At 33.8% G+C, this 15,877-nt stretch carries 17 protein-coding genes; 13 read left to right on the forward strand and 4 right to left on the reverse strand.

Annotation, left to right across the window (positions count from 1 at the left end; all coding sequences use genetic code 11):
• Window positions 1-99 precede the first annotated feature (99 nt).
• The gene (locus BMY96_RS11650; RefSeq protein ID WP_092852344.1) at window positions 100-1,455 is read right to left on the reverse strand and encodes an alanine/glycine:cation symporter family protein; all 1,356 of its coding nucleotides are present in this window, start codon (window positions 1,453-1,455) and stop codon (window positions 100-102) included.
• Window positions 1,456-1,542: 87 nt separating this feature from the next.
• Here BMY96_RS11650 and BMY96_RS11655 point away from each other — a divergent pair, with 87 nt between their 5' ends.
• The 7 genes from BMY96_RS11655 (at window position 1,543) to arsB (ending at window position 6,984) form a co-directional block, all read left to right on the forward strand.
• Window positions 1,543-2,652: a heparan-alpha-glucosaminide N-acetyltransferase domain-containing protein gene (locus BMY96_RS11655; RefSeq protein WP_092852346.1), complete on the forward strand. Its 1,110-nt coding sequence runs from the start codon at window positions 1,543-1,545 to the stop codon at window positions 2,650-2,652.
• 261 nt (window positions 2,653-2,913) lie between these two features.
• Complete coding sequence (locus BMY96_RS11660) at window positions 2,914-3,561, forward strand: HAD family hydrolase (RefSeq protein ID WP_092852348.1); 648 nt, start codon at window positions 2,914-2,916, stop codon at window positions 3,559-3,561.
• 125 nt (window positions 3,562-3,686) lie between these two features.
• A complete protein-coding gene (locus BMY96_RS11665) occupies window positions 3,687-4,340 on the forward strand; it encodes a hypothetical protein (protein WP_092852350.1) in 654 nt (217 codons plus the stop codon).
• 84 nt (window positions 4,341-4,424) lie between these two features.
• Window positions 4,425-4,754: an ArsR/SmtB family transcription factor gene (locus BMY96_RS11670; protein ID WP_092852352.1), complete on the forward strand. Its 330-nt coding sequence runs from the start codon at window positions 4,425-4,427 to the stop codon at window positions 4,752-4,754.
• 48 nt (window positions 4,755-4,802) lie between these two features.
• Window positions 4,803-5,270, forward strand: coding sequence for a DUF6428 family protein (locus BMY96_RS11675; RefSeq protein WP_092852354.1), 468 nt, complete (start codon window positions 4,803-4,805; stop codon window positions 5,268-5,270).
• Between the two features lie 30 nt (window positions 5,271-5,300).
• Window positions 5,301-5,933, forward strand: a complete 633-nt coding sequence (locus BMY96_RS11680; protein WP_092852356.1) for an arsenate-mycothiol transferase ArsC — start codon at window positions 5,301-5,303, stop codon at window positions 5,931-5,933.
• Between the two features lie 4 nt (window positions 5,934-5,937).
• Complete coding sequence (arsB, locus tag BMY96_RS11685) at window positions 5,938-6,984, forward strand: ACR3 family arsenite efflux transporter (RefSeq protein WP_092852358.1); 1,047 nt, start codon at window positions 5,938-5,940, stop codon at window positions 6,982-6,984.
• A gap of 105 nt (window positions 6,985-7,089) precedes the next feature.
• Here arsB and BMY96_RS11690 read toward each other — a convergent pair whose 3' ends face one another.
• The 3 genes from BMY96_RS11690 to BMY96_RS11700 form a co-directional block, all read right to left on the reverse strand.
• Window positions 7,090-8,034, reverse strand: a complete 945-nt coding sequence (locus tag BMY96_RS11690; RefSeq protein ID WP_092852360.1) for a phosphoribosylaminoimidazolesuccinocarboxamide synthase — start codon at window positions 8,032-8,034, stop codon at window positions 7,090-7,092.
• A gap of 126 nt (window positions 8,035-8,160) precedes the next feature.
• Window positions 8,161-8,673 carry a hypothetical protein gene (locus BMY96_RS11695; protein ID WP_092852362.1) on the reverse strand — a complete coding sequence of 171 codons (513 nt, stop codon included), beginning with the start codon at window positions 8,671-8,673 and terminating at the stop codon, window positions 8,161-8,163.
• Between the two features lie 344 nt (window positions 8,674-9,017).
• Window positions 9,018-9,971: a PhoH family protein gene (locus tag BMY96_RS11700; protein WP_092852364.1), complete on the reverse strand. Its 954-nt coding sequence runs from the start codon at window positions 9,969-9,971 to the stop codon at window positions 9,018-9,020.
• Between the two features lie 248 nt (window positions 9,972-10,219).
• Here BMY96_RS11700 and BMY96_RS11705 point away from each other — a divergent pair, with 248 nt between their 5' ends.
• The 6 genes from BMY96_RS11705 to dnaN all read left to right on the forward strand — a co-directional run bounded on the left by BMY96_RS11705 (window position 10,220) and on the right by dnaN (window position 15,771).
• Window positions 10,220-11,110: an SAM hydrolase/SAM-dependent halogenase family protein gene (locus BMY96_RS11705; protein ID WP_092852366.1), complete on the forward strand. Its 891-nt coding sequence runs from the start codon at window positions 10,220-10,222 to the stop codon at window positions 11,108-11,110.
• Between the two features lie 15 nt (window positions 11,111-11,125).
• On the forward strand, window positions 11,126-11,425 hold the full coding sequence (locus tag BMY96_RS11710) for a putative quinol monooxygenase (RefSeq protein WP_092852368.1): 300 nt from the start codon (window positions 11,126-11,128) through the stop codon (window positions 11,423-11,425).
• A 192-nt stretch (window positions 11,426-11,617) separates the two neighbouring features.
• Window positions 11,618-12,334, forward strand: a complete 717-nt coding sequence (gene gldF, locus BMY96_RS11715; protein WP_092852370.1) for a gliding motility-associated ABC transporter permease subunit GldF — start codon at window positions 11,618-11,620, stop codon at window positions 12,332-12,334.
• The gene (locus BMY96_RS11720) at window positions 12,335-12,820 is read left to right on the forward strand and encodes a hypothetical protein (RefSeq protein WP_092852372.1); all 486 of its coding nucleotides are present in this window, start codon (window positions 12,335-12,337) and stop codon (window positions 12,818-12,820) included.
• Window positions 12,813-14,480 carry a gliding motility-associated ABC transporter substrate-binding protein GldG gene (gene gldG, locus BMY96_RS11725; RefSeq protein WP_175473562.1) on the forward strand — a complete coding sequence of 556 codons (1,668 nt, stop codon included), beginning with the start codon at window positions 12,813-12,815 and terminating at the stop codon, window positions 14,478-14,480. Before BMY96_RS11720 ends, gldG begins: the two co-directional genes overlap by 8 nt.
• 172 nt (window positions 14,481-14,652) lie before the next feature.
• A complete protein-coding gene (gene dnaN / locus BMY96_RS11730; RefSeq protein ID WP_092852374.1) occupies window positions 14,653-15,771 on the forward strand; it encodes a DNA polymerase III subunit beta in 1,119 nt (372 codons plus the stop codon).
• The last annotated feature ends 106 nt before the right edge of the window (window positions 15,772-15,877 follow it).

Consider the following 15,877-nt stretch of genomic DNA (forward strand, 5'->3'; position numbering starts at 1 on the left):
TAGTTAGTAATCAAATTTATAAATCGGTATAGAAAAGCTCTAGTAATTATTGGGCAAACCGTATAAACTATAACCCAAATAGGCTTATAATAATACTGTTTACAAAGTTTTAAAATATGTTTTAGCCTGAATAATAACCTTAGGAGCCAAAGCTATAGTTGCCAACATTGTAGGAATTGCCATTAGGGCAAAAACGCCATCAATTAAGTTTAGCATAGCACTAAAAGGGGTTGTTGCCGCAAGAACTATACTTAATATATATATGTAATTGTAGTAGTGCTTTTTGTCTGCTCCAATTAAAAACCCTAAACATTTACTACCGTAATAGGCATAAGAAAACAATGAGGATATGCTAAATATTAATACACAAACCATAAGCAAATACTTGCCATAAACAGGCATAACATGATTAAATGCCGACGCTGTTAAACTTACGCCATTATTGGACGTTGTTTCCCAAACACCAGTAACTAAAATAGCCAATGCCGTTAAGGTACATACTATTAGAGTATCTATTGCTGGTCCTAACATAGCCACTAAACCCTCGCGAATAGGCTCATCGGTTTTTGCTGCACCATGAGCCATGGGCGCTGTACCTATACCTGCTTCGTTTGAAAAGGCACCTCGACGAATGCCTAACAATATTAAAGCACCCAAAGCACCGCCCATAAAAGCATCGCCTTTATAAAAATTGGCAGAAAAAGCGTCTGTAAACATTAAAACAAAATATTTAGGAACAACGCTATAATTAGAAACTAATATATAAAGAACCAGAGCAAAATAAAGCAATACCATTGTGGGTACCATTTTAGAGGCTGCATTACTAATACGTTTTAAACCACCAAGTATAATTACAGAGGTTAAACCAACAAGTATAGCTGCTACAATAAGATTTGTTTTTAACCCTACTTCCACCCCATTAGGTATTAAAACAATATCGTTTATAGCTTGTGTTAATTGGTTTACGTTAACCACAGGTAAGGCACCAACCATACCAACAAGACTAAACATAACTGCTAAAGGTTTCCAAGATTTACCTAAACCTTCTTGAATAAAATACATAGGTCCGCCTTGTAAATTGCCCGCACTATCTTTACCGCGATACATAATGGCCAAAGAGGATGTAAAAAATTTAGTTGACATGCCTACAATTGCACTTATCCACATCCAAAACATAGCTCCCGGACCACCCATTGAAATAGCGACTGCAACTCCTGCTATATTTCCCATACCAATGGTAGAAGACAAGGCTGTTGTTAAGGCTTTAAAATGCGAAATTTGTCCCGGATCGTTAGGATCGTCGTACTTACCTCTTAGCACTTGTATAGCGTGCCCAATATACCTAAAAGGCAAAAATCGTGATAGTACCAAAAGATACAAACCACCGCCAATAAGCAAAATAACTAAAGGCAACCCCCAAGCGTAATCGGAAAATGTTTTAATGAGTTGTTCCATAATTATTTCTATGATTTTATAAATATATAACTTTACAAACTTTCATTTCAAATATTTAAAAGTATATTTATAACAGTAAATCCATTTATGGCGCAAACCAACCGCTTATATTTTATAGATGCCGTTAGAGCATTTGCTATTTTAATGATGCTTCAAGGTCATTTTATAGATACTTTATTGGCTCCTGCTTATAGGGACGAAAGCAATGCTATTTATAATATCTGGTCGTATTTTAGAGGCATAACAGCACCTACTTTTTTTACTATATCCGGCCTGGTATTCGCTTACTTATTACTGCGTGCTTATGCCAAAGGCAATGATAAACCTAGGATTAAAAAAGGATTGTTTAGAGGCTTACTGCTAGTTGCCTTAGGATATAGTTTAAGAATTAACATTTTTAACTGGTTTAATGGGTATTTTAGTTCCTACTTTCTTGTTATTGATGTACTTCAGTGTATTGGGTTGTCATTAATTCTATTGGTAGGACTTCATTGTCTTTTTAGGAAATATAGTTATCTATTTTCGGTAGTACTTTTTGCAATTGGCTGTATTTGTTTTATAACCGAGCCTCTTTACAGAGAGATTACTTTAAACAATGTGCCTATAGTATTTGCTAACTATATAACAAAAACCAACGGCTCTATATTTACTATTTTACCGTGGTTTGGATACTCTGCTTTTGGTGCGTGTATTTCAACTGTATTCTTCAGGCATGCACACCGCGAAAAATTTAAAATAAGTACGGTTATCTCTCTTTTTGTAATAGGCGTTTTTCTTATTTATTTTTCGTCTTTATTTCTTACAAAACTAAGCCATATAACTTCTGTCCCGCTCTTTAAAATGAGTGCCGAGTACAACTATTTGTTTACAAGACTTGGTAACGTCCTTATATTATTTGGTGTTTTTTACGCCTTAGAAAACTATTTAAAGCAGTCTATTATTGCTCGTATAGGAGAAAAAACGCTTTCTATTTACGTTATTCACTTCATAATACTATACGGTAGCTATACAGGATACGGTTTTAAACGATTTTTAAGTAAAACATTAGAACCTGAAACTGCAGGTTTTGGTGCTATATTATTCATGATTACAGTCTGTGTAATATCATTTCATTATGGAAAAACAAATACGTTTGTTTATAATTTAATACGTAAAACCGTAGATAAATTAAAAAACTACCATCAAGGCATATCTTAATACCTTAACTATTAAACAAAACCAACTTGTTCTGCCAATGCAGCTAACATAAAATACTTTAAAAAAATATTTGTTCCATTACGCCACAACACGTACTTTAAATCTATATTTGTAGTACAATCATCCTTTGAATACAAATAAGAAATTAGTATCCATTATTATATCTGATGAAAAAGAATTAAAATTTAAAAATAGGCTGCAAATTATCAAAACAAAAAATTGTTAAACGCGCTAATAATTTTCATTATTAAAAAATAAAACATGAACTATAAGGCAGTTATATTCGATTTAGACGGCACACTAGTAAATTCCATTGAAGACATTGCAGATGCCATGAATGCTGTTCTAAAAAGCGCTAACTATCCAACCCACAGTTATCAAGAGTATTACAGTTTTGTGGGCAGTGGTATAAAGAGTCTCGTTACTAAAGCATTGCCTAATAACAGTTGTAACGCGCAACAAACAGAAATAGGTTTTAATGCGATGATGGCTATTTACAGTAACAATTGCATCAACAAAACAAAACCTTATGATGGTATTATAGCATTACTTGAGGCCCTAAAGGCACGTCAACTAAAACTTTCTATTTTATCTAATAAAGAGGATACACTCACCAAAAAAGTAGCTTTAGCATTATTACCAAGCTATTTTGAATCTGTTGATGGATTAACTACCGAGGCTCATAAAAAACCAAACCCAATAAAGGCTCTCGAAATAAGTAAAAACTTAGGCATAAAACCAGAGGAAATTATTTTTGTTGGCGATTCTGATGTTGATATACAAACCGCAAACAATGCCAACATGTATGCCGTTGGGGTATCTTGGGGCTTTAGAAAAAAAGAAGAACTAATTGCTAATGGTGCTAAATTAATACTAAACCATCCCTTAGAATTACTTGACATTTTATAAACCCAAGAATACACAAACACACCTTTGCCCCAACTCATCCCTTTAAAAATACACTTGGGCATTTTAAACTTCCAGAACTAAAACCATTACCTTTAATTTGAAATACTAACCGTAATCACATAGTAATGGAAAAAACAATTACACTATTAATTTACATTCATGCCTTCTTTGGAGGAATAGGATTAATAACAGGACTAGGAAGTATTGTTGTAAAAAAGGGAGGGAAACTCCATAAAACTATGGGGAAACTTTTCTCTATTGGTATGCTAACAAGTTCGCTTATTTCCATTCCTATATCTTGGATGCCTAACCATGAGAATATATTGTTATTTTTAATTGGCGTATTTACTATTTATCTTGTTTTATCGGGGCAACGCGCTTTAACATTCAAAACTAAAACCAATGCTAATTGGGTAGATCGCACTATTTCTGGTATTATGTTCCTGTTCTCAATTGTCATGATTGTTTTTGGCGTTTACGTGCTTATAAACAACAATTCTAATGGCATCCTACTACTTGTTTTTGGTGGTTTTGGACTATTGTTTTCTGTTAAAGATTTTATATTTTATAAAAAATTAGAAAAGCCTAAAATGTCATGGCTAATTTTACACCTTGGAAAAATGAATGGAGCATTAATAGCCTCAATTACTGCCTTTTTTGTTGCTGGAATGGGTTTTAAAAATTTAGTAGCTTGGATACTACCTTCGGTTTTAGGCACCATTTATATTATGTATTGGAAGCAAAAGGTAAAACCAAATAAGGTTAATAAAACAAGCTAGCCGCTTTTTCTGTTAAATTTGTCAAATAAATTTTGATAACAAAATACTTAATCGTAATATTGCAATGAATAAATAATTAAACACATGGGATTAGCTAAAACAGAAATGTTTACCGACGAGCAAAACGAAGTTGCTCTATTTGCAAAAGTCTTCGGACATCCTGCTAGAGTGTCTATATTACAACATTTATTTAAAATAAATGCTTGTGTTTGTGGCGATTTGGTAAACGAAATAGGTTTAGCACAACCTACAATATCACAGCATTTAAAAGAACTTAAACATTTAGGCTTAATAAAAGGAAGTGTTGAAGGCACTAGCGTTTGCTACTGTATTGATACCGATAATTGGGCTAAAATGAAACGTGTAATGCTTCAGTTTTTAGATCAAGATGTATCTAAAACAGAATGTTGCTAAAAAAATTTTTAAACATTAATCGTATAATTGCAATAAACAAATACAGTTATGAAACTATCAGAAGTAAAATCAGTATTAGGAAGATTGGAAACTATAGGTTTTCAATTACCAAACGGCGAATTAGTACCAAATCACTTTCATGTAACCGAAGTTGGTAAAATAACCAAACACTTTATAGATTGTGGTGGTACCGAAAGAAAGGAAAACGTTGTAAACTTTCAACTTTGGAATGCAAATGATTATGACCATAGATTACATCCAGAAAAACTTTTAAGCATAATTGAGCTTTCTGAAAAGGTTTTAGGTATTGAAGATTTAGATATTGAAGTGGAATATCAAGCCGAAACCATCGGAAAATTTGGATTAGAATTTAATGGAACAAACTTCCTATTAAGCTCTAAACAAACAGATTGTTTAGCCAAGGATAAATGTGGAATTCCTGCTGAAAAACCAAAATTAAGATTTTCAGAATTAAACGATGAACCTTGTTGCACCCCAGATGGAAACTGCTGCTAAACTTTAAATTACACTTTAACGTTATACCAAATGATAACCACACAATCCACCTTATTTACAGGAATAGATAATTTAATAAAAGGTTTAAAACCAGAAACTATTTCGGCAGAGCGTAAAACAGTTTTGCAACCACTAATTGATTTTATCCAGTTAAAAGTAAGCAATAAAGAAGCAATTAGAATCAATTTTATTTGCACACACAACTCGCGTCGAAGTCATTTATCGCAAGTTTGGGCACAAACCATGGCGCACTATTTTAATATTAAAAATGTGTTTTGTTATTCGGGAGGAACAGAAGCTACAGCACTTTTCCCAATGGCGGCTAAAACCTTAGAAAACTCGGGGTTTACAATTAAAACGCTTTCTGAAGGTAAAAATCCCGTGTACAGCATTAAATATGCAGATAATGCACATCCCATAATTGGATTTTCTAAAACATTAGACGATGATTTTAACCCTAAATCTGAATTTGCAGCTATTATGACCTGTTCTCAAGCAGATAGCGGATGCCCTTTTATAGCTGGTGCAGAAAAACGAATACCAATTACTTTTGAAGATCCTAAAGCCTTTGATAACACACCCCAACAAGCAGAAAAATACAACGAGCGCAGTTTGCAAATTGCAACTGAATTGTTTTATGTTTTTTCGCGAGTAAATTTATAAAAATATGGCTCAAAAAAAATTAAGTTTTCTTGATAGAAACCTAACGTTGTGGATTTTTGTGGCTATGGCCATAGGTGTTGGTATTGGCTATTTTGTACCTACATTTCCAGACCTTATAAATTCCTTTAGTAGTGGTACTACAAATATTCCCATTGCTATTGGGCTAATTTTAATGATGTATCCGCCACTAGCAAAAGTGGATTATTCGCTTTTACCCAAAGTATTTAAAAACACCAAAATACTATCTATTTCCCTTTTATTAAATTGGGTTATTGGTCCGGTACTTATGTTTTTTCTTGCCATTACATTTTTACGCGACTATCCGGAGTACATGGTGGGTCTTATTTTAATAGGATTAGCCCGTTGTATTGCTATGGTTTTAGTGTGGAATGATCTTGCCGAAGGTAGCAGTGAATACGGCGCTGGTTTAGTGGCCTTAAACAGTATTTTTCAGGTATTTGCATATAGCTTTTATGCATGGCTTTTTATTACTGTACTTCCACCCTATTTTGGATTTGAAGGTGCCATAGTGGATATTTCGATAGCCACTATTGCTGAAAGTGTTGCTATTTATTTAGGAATTCCCTTCGTGATGGGTATTTTAAGTCGATTAATTTTGGTAAAACTTAAAGGCGAACATTGGTATACAAACACCTTTATTCCTACTATTTCGCCATTAACTTTAATAGCCTTGTTATTTACCATTGTGGTGATGTTTTCGCTAAAAGGCGAATTAATTGTTGAAATTCCAATGGATGTTTTAATAATTGCTGTGCCTTTACTTATCTATTTTAGTTTAATGTTTATTATAGGCTTTTTCTTTACAAAAGCTATGGGAGCAGATTATACTAAAACGGCTGCCGTTGCATTTACAGCAGCTGGAAATAACTTTGAACTTGCTATTGCAGTTGCGATTGCAGTTTTTGGTTTAAATTCTGGACAAGCTTTTGCAGGTGTTATTGGCCCATTAGTAGAAGTCCCTGCACTTATTTTATTAGTTAGGGTATCCTTTTGGTTTCGTAAAAAGTACTTTAATAATGCATACGCATAAGTCTGCACGTAAAAGGGAAAAAGAGAGACTTTACTTTACAAAATGTGTATTTAAAAAACGACCTTGTTAATTGTAACAAGGTCGTTATATTTTTAAGTAATAATACTATTTTAAATAGGCTAAAACATTAGCTTCTATTCTATCTTGGATATTAGAAACATCTGCTTTTACAAAGGTTTCGCCTGTAATATTTTCGTAAAGTTCGATATAGCGATCTGAAACGCTTTGAATGTACTCATCGCTCATAAAAGGTACGGTTTGCCCTTCTAAACCTTGAAAGTTATTTGCAATTAACCATTGGCGTACAAACTCTTTTGATAGTTGCTTTTGAGGTTCTCCTTTATCCTGGCGCTCTTGATACCCATCGGCATAAAAATAACGTGAAGAGTCTGGTGTATGAATCTCGTCGATTAAAACAATTTGTCCGTCTTTAGTTTTTCCAAATTCGTACTTGGTATCTACTAAAATTAATCCTCTTGAAGCTGCAATTTCTGATCCACGCTTAAATAATTTACGTGTATAATCTTCAAGTACAAGATAATCTGCTTCTGAGACTATACCTTTTGCTATAATATCTTCTCTTGAAATATCTTCGTCATGATCGCCCATTTCTGCTTTTGTAGCAGGCGTTATAATAGGCTCTGGAAAGGCATCGTTTTCCTTCATTCCTTCTGGCATAGCAACACCACAAAGCATACGTTTACCCGCTTTATACTCGCGTGCTGCATGCCCAGACATGTAACCACGTATTACCATTTCTACTTTAAAAGGCTCGCATAAATGCCCAACAGCAACGTTGGGATCGGGAGTTGCTGTTAACCAGTTTGGAACTAAATCCTGAGTAGCTGCCATCATTTTAGTTGCTATTTGGTTAAGTATTTGCCCTTTGTAAGGTATTCCTTTTGGCATAACAACATCGAAAGCCGAAAGTCTATCTGTGGCTACCATGACTAAGGCTTCGTCATTTATGTTATATACGGCTCTTACTTTTCCTTTGTAAAGGCTTTTTTGACCTGGAAATTTGAAATTGGTATCTATTATGGTATTCATAAAAAAAATAGTGTGCTAGTTGTTTTGCAAATGTAATTTGTTTAACAATGCTAAACAACTGAAAATAAAAAAGGGAGAAATAAAAATTTCTCCCTTTTAATGCTTTATAATGTATTAGATTCTAATTTATTTAAACCTAATGTTATAGGTAAGGCCTATACCTACGTTTTGCACATCAATATCGTTTTCTGCAAACGTGTTTTGGTAAAAAGCGTAAATATTCCAATCTCGGTTATGGTAACCAATGTGTGGGTTTACGTATAATCCGCCATCATTATCAGCGCTATTAGTTAAAAAACCATATCCTACATCCGAGCCTAAAAACAGCCCATTAGGTGTAAAATAATAGCGAACAAATCCTGCTGCTGGAATAACTCCAAAATCTTCAATTTCATCTTTACCAAAATAATGGTTATATCCAGAAGCTAAACCAATTCCTAAATTAGGGTTAACTAAATACTGTCCTCTTAAATCTAGACCAAGGTTAAACGAGGATGTATCACCTGCATCTCCAACAGGAACTCCTGCCGTTATTCCAGCTTTTAACCAAGAGTTATCTGATGTAATATCGATATCTTCATCTTGTGCATAGGTTGAACCAAAAACTAATAATCCTGCAATTAAAAATAACTTTTTCATATTATATTTTTTTAAGTTTATGGCACAAATAAAGAAAAAGGGAAGACGTAAGACTTATAATGTTTTCATAAAAGATTCCTAAAGTTTTACAAATTTTTTGTAAGTTTTTATACCTAAAAACAAGATAAAAACCTAAGCACAAATATTTTAAGCCGCTGTTAAAACTGTTAAATTTTACTAAATAGACAAGTAAGAAAAAACATCTAAAACCATGCTAAAATACACTAATGAGTAATAGATAATGTTAATAACTAAAATGCCCTAGCCCCGATTGCAACGGCATCCTTTTTGCCATTAAAAGCAAAAAGATATAGTGGAAAGCGGGAAATAGCTTCTAAAAAAAATTAATCTCGGTTTTCAATTTCTTTATAGGCAGCAATTACTTTTTTAACGAGTTTATGACGAATAACGTCTTTGTCGTCTAGGAAAATCATGCCTACACCTTCTACATTTTTTAAAATTAATAAGGCTTCTTTTAGACCAGAAATGGTACGACGCGGTAAATCGATTTGACCCGGATCGCCGGTTAACAGGAATTTAGCGTGCTTACCCATACGTGTTAAAAACATTTTCATTTGGGCATGCGTGGTGTTTTGTCCTTCGTCTAGAATAACAAAAGCATTATCTAGAGTTCGACCACGCATAAAGGCTAATGGCGCTATTTGTATGGTACCATTCTCGATATAATGTGCTAATTTTTCGGGCGCAATCATGTCGCGTAAAGCATCGTAAAGCGGCTGCATATAGGGATCTAGTTTTTCTTTTAAATCGCCTGGTAAAAACCCAAGGTTTTCGCCTGCCTCGACCGCCGGACGCGTTAATATAATACGCTTAACTTCTTTATTTTTAAGTGCTTGCACCGCCAACGCCACACCTGTATACGTTTTACCTGTTCCTGCTGGACCAATGGCAAAAACCATATCGTTTTTGCGCATAAGCTCGACCATTTTACGTTGGTTGGCCGTTTGCGCTTTTATAATTTTACCACCTACACCATGTACAATGGTTTCTCCACTTTGGTTAGAGGTTGTGTAATCGTCGCTACTTTGGCTTGTTAAAACACGCTCGATAGTGTTTTCGTCTAACTTATTATATTTACCAAAATGCTTTAGTAGCATAGAGATACGCCTATCGAACTCATCTAATAACTCTTCGTCTCCAAAGGCCTTAAGCTTATTTCCGCGGGCAACAATTTTTAATTTTGGAAAGTACTTTTTAAGAAGTACTATATTGGTGTTTTGTGCTCCAAAAAACTCTTTTGGAGATATTTCTTCGAGTTCAATAATAATTTCGTTCAAAAGCGTTTATTTATTATAAGTTGAGTAAAACATTAATTTAAATGGCGTTTACTGAGATGACATGATTTATTAGATTTATTCCAAATTTCTTGTTATACTTATGTAATACGCCATGAACCTACAATTTTTAATTTAAAAAACAAAAACTAAAACGAAAATTTATGTAGGTTTGTAATGCATACAAGTATAACTCAAAAATACATAATTTTGAGTAAGGTTACATTAAAAACATATCAACAATTTTGCCCATGGCAATTATAACATTAACAACTGATTTTGGTGAAAAAGATTACTTTAGTGGCGCTACAAAAGGCGCTATCTATAGTGAGCTACCCGATGTTAGGATTGTTGATATCTCGCATTCTGTGTCGCCATTTAATATACCTGAGGCGGCTTACATTATCCAGAACGCTTACAATAGTTTCCCGAAAGGCACCATACATATTATTGGTATAGATTCTGAAATTAACCCAGACAATAAACATATAGCCTTAAAATTAGACGACCACTATTTTATTTGTGCCAATAATGGTATTATGAGCATGATTTGCTCTGAAATTGCCCCCGAAAAAATAGTTGAAATTAATATACACGATAAAATACAAAGTAGTTTTCCTGTTTTGGATGTATTTGTAAAAGTAGCTTGCCATATTGCTCGTGGTGGCACCTTGGAGGTTATTGGTAAACCTATTACAGAAATTAAGCCTATTAAAAATATAACGCCGTATATAAATGAAGACAAGACCCAAATTATTGGTAGTGTTATTTATATAGACAACTATGGCAACGTGGTAACAAACATTAAGCGTAGTTTTTTTGAAACTGTACAAAAAGGGCGCGAATTTGAAATTTCGGCACGCCATTATACCTTTAAAAAAATATATAATAAATATAGCGATATTGTAAACTTTGACATTCCGGAAAATAAACGAAATGACGAAGGGCGCAAATTGGTTGTATTTAACTCTGGTAATTTTTTAGAAATTGCCGTTTATAAAAGTAATAGTGCTACCGTTGGTAGTGCCTCTACCCTTTTAGGTTTGGGTATTATGGATGCCGTAAGCATTAGGTTTGAACCTAAACCCGTTATTCCTAAGGGCACAGAAATTCCGGATAATATTAAAGCGGCCAATTTTTAGTTAAAAAAATTTATTATGCTAGTTAGAATAGTTAAAATGGGATTTTACAAACAAAACATCGATGTTTTTTTAGAAAATTTCGATGTTACTAAAGCCAAAATAAGAAGCTTCGATGGCTGTAGTTATTTGGAATTATATCGAGATAAAAAAGATCCAAGTATATTTTTTACCTATAGCTATTGGGAATCTGAAGCCGCTTTAGAAAACTACAGAAAATCCGAGCTTTTCCACGCTATATGGGGTAAAATAAAACCTTTATTTAGTATAAGACCCGAAGCTTGGAGTGTGGATAAAATTGAAATAGTTAATAGTTAATAGTTGATAGTTAATAGTTAATAGTTAATAGTTAAAAATTAAAAAAACCAATAACAAATAACCAACAACAAGTAACCAACAACCAGTAACCAGTAACCAGTAACCAGTAACCAGTAACCAACAACCAGTAACCAGTAACCAGTAACCAGTAACCAGTAACCAACAACCAGTAACCAGTAACCAAAACAACAAATGCTAGCTATACTTAAAAAAGAAATAAACTCGTTTTTTGCATCGCCAATAGGGTATTTAGTTATAGCCATTTTTCTGGTTTTAAATGGATTATTTCTTTGGCTATTTAAAGGAGAGTTTAATGTTTTAGATTATGGTTTTGCCGATTTATCTTCCTTCTTCTTATTGGCACCATGGATATTAATTTTCTTAATACCGGCAGTAACCATGCGTAGTTTTTCCGATGAAAAAAAACAAGGTACTTTAGAGCTTTTACTCACTAAACCTATTTCGCATTTTAATATTGTTTTAGGTAAATATTTTGGAGCGCTTATTTTAATTTTAATAGCGCTTTTACCAACATTACTCTATGTTTATACGGTGCATCAATTAGGAAACCCTGTTGGTAATTTAGATTTAGGAAGCACCTTAGGCTCCTACTTTGGCTTACTATTTTTAGTGGCAGCTTATACAGCTATTGGGGTTTTTGCATCGACCTTATCAGACAATCAAATTGTGGCTTTTATAACTGCTGTATTTATCTGTTTTATATTTTATATTGGTTTTGAAGGCTTTGCCGATTTTACTTCTAGTAATTTTATAGAACAATTAGGCATGAGCTCGCATTATAAAAGTATGAGCCGTGGTGTTTTAGATACCCGAGATATTGTTTACTTTTTAAGTATTACATTTTTATTTTTAGCCATTACAAAACTTAATATTAACAAAGCAAGATAAATGATAGTAACACCTCTTTTTGTAATTTTTATGGTGCTTGTGTTTATTGCCGTCTGGCTATTTATAAACACTATAGACAAGCGTAAATGGCTCACATTTTTAGTTAGTTTAGTGTTAGCTCCCGTAGTTTACTTTTACTTGTTTTACCCAATATTGAACATTTTTAGTAGCTACCACCATGAGAAACATTTTAATGCCGAAGCTTGGGAAGACCAACCAGAATTACGTTATGAAATGGCAACTCAAATAACAAACGATAGTCTTTTAATAGGAAAACAAAAAAGTGAAATTACTACACTTTTAGGAGAACCAGAATGGTTAGGTTGGGATACCACATTAAAGGCAAACTCAGAAAACAAATGGAACTATAATTTAGGGTTTAAACCCGGGGCTTTTAACAACCTACAAGAATGTTTAGAGCTTAATTTTGTAAATAATACTTTAGAATCTATACGTCCGTATCAATTAGAAAAAAAGTTTGAATAAGAATTTAAAACACATATTAATACTTTGTATTGCTTTAATTGCCGTAAACGTTATTAGCAATATGTTTTATAAGCGTTTCGATTTAACCACCGATAAACGCTATACGCTTAGTGCATCGGCCATAGATATTATTAAAGACGTTAACTCACCAATAGTAATTGATGTATTTTTAGAAGGGGAAGATTTTCCTTCGGAATTTAGACGTCTTCAAAACGAAACCAAACAACTATTAGAAGAGTTTGCTGCTACCAATAAAAACATCGTGTTTAACTTTATAAATCCTTTAGAAGATGAAAGCACACGAGAGCGCAACATGCAACAACTTACGCAACGTGGCTTAACCCCTATGCAACTTAATGTTCAGGAAAGCGGAAAATCGTCGCAGGCTGTTATTTTCCCATGGGCATTAGCAAGTTATAATGAGCAAACGGTAACCATTCCGTTGGTTAAAAATAAAATTGGAGCCACTCAGCAAGAATTAGTTACTAACTCGGTACAGCATTTAGAATACGCCTTTGCCGATGGCTTTAGCAAACTTACCAAACCTAAACGCCGAAAAATTGCCATTTTAAAAGGCAACCAGCAATTAGAAGATAAATACATTGCCGATTTTGTAAAAAAACTTGGCGCGTATTATTACATAGCACCTTTTACTTTAGATAGTGTTGCAGCGAACCCGCAAAACACGTTAAAAGCTATTAACGCGTTCGATTTAATAATATCTGCAAAACCTACCGAAGCCTTTACCGAAGCGGAAAAACTTGTGTTAGACCAATACACCATGAATGGCGGAAAAAGTTTATGGCTAGTTGATGCTGTAGCCATGGAAAAAGATAGTCTTTACAATGCAAAAGGTACTAATTATGCCATTTCTAGAGACTTAAATTTAACCGATTTCTTTTTTAAATATGGCGTTCGTATTAACCCGTATATGGTTAGCACGTTATACTCTGCACCTATAACATTGGCTATGGGCCAAGGCAGCCAATCGCAATTTCAGCATCTTAAATGGCCATATTCGCCATTGGCAGGATCTAGCAGTAAGCACCCCATTGTAAATAATTTAAATTTAGTCCGTTTTGATTTTGCCAACCAAATAGACACCTTAAAAAACAGCATTAAAAAGACCATACTTTTAGAAACCGCACCATTAACCAAGCTAGAAGGCACACCAAGAGAAGTAAGTTTAGCCTTAGTAACTAAAGAGCAAGACCCCAAGGCATTCAACAAAGGCAACCAAACCCTTGCTGTGTTGTTAGAAGGCGAATTTAACTCGGTTTACAGCAACCGCATAAAGCCTTTTAAGCTTACCCAAGACAAAACAATTAGCCAACCTACAAAAATGATAGTTGTTGCCGATGGCGATGTTATTAAAAATGATATGGCTCAAAATAAACCGCTAGAATTAGGTTTCGATAGGTGGACCGGACAAACCTATGGCAACAAAGAATTTTTACTAAATGCCGTAAATTATTTATTGGACGATAACGGACTTATAAACATTCGCACCAAAGAAATCGCCATTGCCTTTTTAAATCAACAAAAAATAGCGGCCCAAAAAACCAAGTGGCAGCTTATAAACATCTTGCTACCATTACTTTTACTAGCGGTGTTTGGTTTTGGCTTTAACTACCTAAGAAAGAAAAGATACGCTTCTTAAATGTTAATAAGTTTGTTTCCAAATATAGACTGTATAGAATATATTTGTAAGTAGTATAATTACAATAAAAACTAAGCTTTTAAATGAAGTATTTATAAGGGTTTTAGCGTTTTAGTTTCAACCTTTTAAATAAATGCAACATGCGATCTTTTAAAAAAATATATTCCAACACATGAAATTTATAGTATCAAGTACTTATTTATTAAAACAATTACAAGTTTTAGGTGGCGTTATTAATAGCTCGAATACCTTACCTATTTTAGATAATTTTTTATTTGAATTAGATAATAACCAATTAACTGTTTCGGCAAGCGATTTAGAAACCACTATGGCTTCTACTTTAGAGGTTGAAAGCGACAGTAAAGGCAGTGTGGCTATTCCTGCGCGTTTATTATTAGATACTTTAAAAACCTTTCCAGAGCAACCCTTAACTTTTGTTGTAGAAGATAATAACACAGTTGAAATTAGCTCTAACCACGGTAAATATGCTTTAGCTTATGCCGATGGAAACGAATTTCCAAAAGCCGTAGCGTTAGAAGATCCAAGTAAAACCGTTATAACTGGCGATGTTTTAGCAACCGCCATTAGCAAAACTATTTTTGCTGCTGGAAACGACGATTTACGCCCCGTAATGAGTGGTGTATTTTTTCAGTTTTCAACCGAGGGTTTAACCTTTGTTGCTACCGATGCGCATAAATTAGTAAAATACACACGTGGCGATATTAAAGCCAACCAAGTAGCAGAATTCATTATGCCTAAAAAACCTTTAAATCTTTTAAAAGGAATTTTAGCAGCTAGCGAAGATGATGTAACTATAGAGTACAACGAGAGTAATGCAAAATTCACTTTTGAAAACTCCGAGTTAATTTGTCGTTTAATTGATGGAAAGTACCCAAATTACGAAGCCGTAATCCCAAAAGAAAACCCAAATAAATTAGTAATAGACAGAAACCAGTTTTTAAACTCTGTGCGTCGTGTTAGCATATTCTCTAACAAAACCACACACCAAATACGTTTAAAAATTGCAGGAGCAGAATTAAATATATCTGCCGAAGATATTGATTACAGCAACAAAGCAGAAGAGCGTTTAACTTGCGATTACCAAGGCGACGATATGCAAATTGGTTTTAACTCGCGTTTTTTAACCGAGATGTTAAACAACCTAAATGCAGATAATGTACAACTAGAAATGAGTATGCCAAATCGCGCAGGTATTTTAACACCTGTTGATGGATTGGATGAAGGAGAACACATTACCATGCTAGTTATGCCAGTTATGTTAAATAGCTAAATTCCAGATAACTCAGGAAACTCATAATACAAAGCAGCAATCTTAATTAGTTTGCTGCTTTTTTTTGTCCCGCAAACCGCCACTGCAAACTACAAACTAAATAATT

It is taken from the genome of Algibacter pectinivorans, from assembly GCF_900112595.1.
GTDB classification, from domain to species: Bacteria; Bacteroidota; Bacteroidia; order Flavobacteriales; family Flavobacteriaceae; genus Algibacter_B; species Algibacter_B pectinivorans.

Excerpts from the sequence above, each read along its gene's own strand:
- BMY96_RS11650 (WP_092852344.1), bottom strand. The coding sequence starts at position 1,455 with ATGGAACAACTCATTAAAACATTTTCCGATTACGCTTGGGGGTTGCCT.
- BMY96_RS11655 (WP_092852346.1), top strand. The coding sequence starts at position 1,543 with ATGGCGCAAACCAACCGCTTATATTTTATAGATGCCGTTAGAGCATTT.
- BMY96_RS11660 (WP_092852348.1), top strand. The coding sequence starts at position 2,914 with ATGAACTATAAGGCAGTTATATTCGATTTAGACGGCACACTAGTAAAT.
- BMY96_RS11665 (WP_092852350.1), top strand. The coding sequence starts at position 3,687 with ATGGAAAAAACAATTACACTATTAATTTACATTCATGCCTTCTTTGGA.
- BMY96_RS11670 (WP_092852352.1), top strand. The coding sequence starts at position 4,425 with ATGGGATTAGCTAAAACAGAAATGTTTACCGACGAGCAAAACGAAGTT.
- BMY96_RS11675 (WP_092852354.1), top strand. The coding sequence starts at position 4,803 with ATGAAACTATCAGAAGTAAAATCAGTATTAGGAAGATTGGAAACTATA.
- BMY96_RS11680 (WP_092852356.1), top strand. The coding sequence starts at position 5,301 with ATGATAACCACACAATCCACCTTATTTACAGGAATAGATAATTTAATA.
- arsB (WP_092852358.1), top strand. The coding sequence starts at position 5,938 with ATGGCTCAAAAAAAATTAAGTTTTCTTGATAGAAACCTAACGTTGTGG.
- BMY96_RS11690 (WP_092852360.1), bottom strand. The coding sequence starts at position 8,034 with ATGAATACCATAATAGATACCAATTTCAAATTTCCAGGTCAAAAAAGC.
- BMY96_RS11695 (WP_092852362.1), bottom strand. The coding sequence starts at position 8,673 with ATGAAAAAGTTATTTTTAATTGCAGGATTATTAGTTTTTGGTTCAACC.
- BMY96_RS11705 (WP_092852366.1), top strand. The coding sequence starts at position 10,220 with ATGGCAATTATAACATTAACAACTGATTTTGGTGAAAAAGATTACTTT.
- BMY96_RS11710 (WP_092852368.1), top strand. The coding sequence starts at position 11,126 with ATGCTAGTTAGAATAGTTAAAATGGGATTTTACAAACAAAACATCGAT.
- gldF (WP_092852370.1), top strand. The coding sequence starts at position 11,618 with ATGCTAGCTATACTTAAAAAAGAAATAAACTCGTTTTTTGCATCGCCA.
- BMY96_RS11720 (WP_092852372.1), top strand. The coding sequence starts at position 12,335 with ATGATAGTAACACCTCTTTTTGTAATTTTTATGGTGCTTGTGTTTATT.
- dnaN (WP_092852374.1), top strand. The coding sequence starts at position 14,653 with ATGAAATTTATAGTATCAAGTACTTATTTATTAAAACAATTACAAGTT.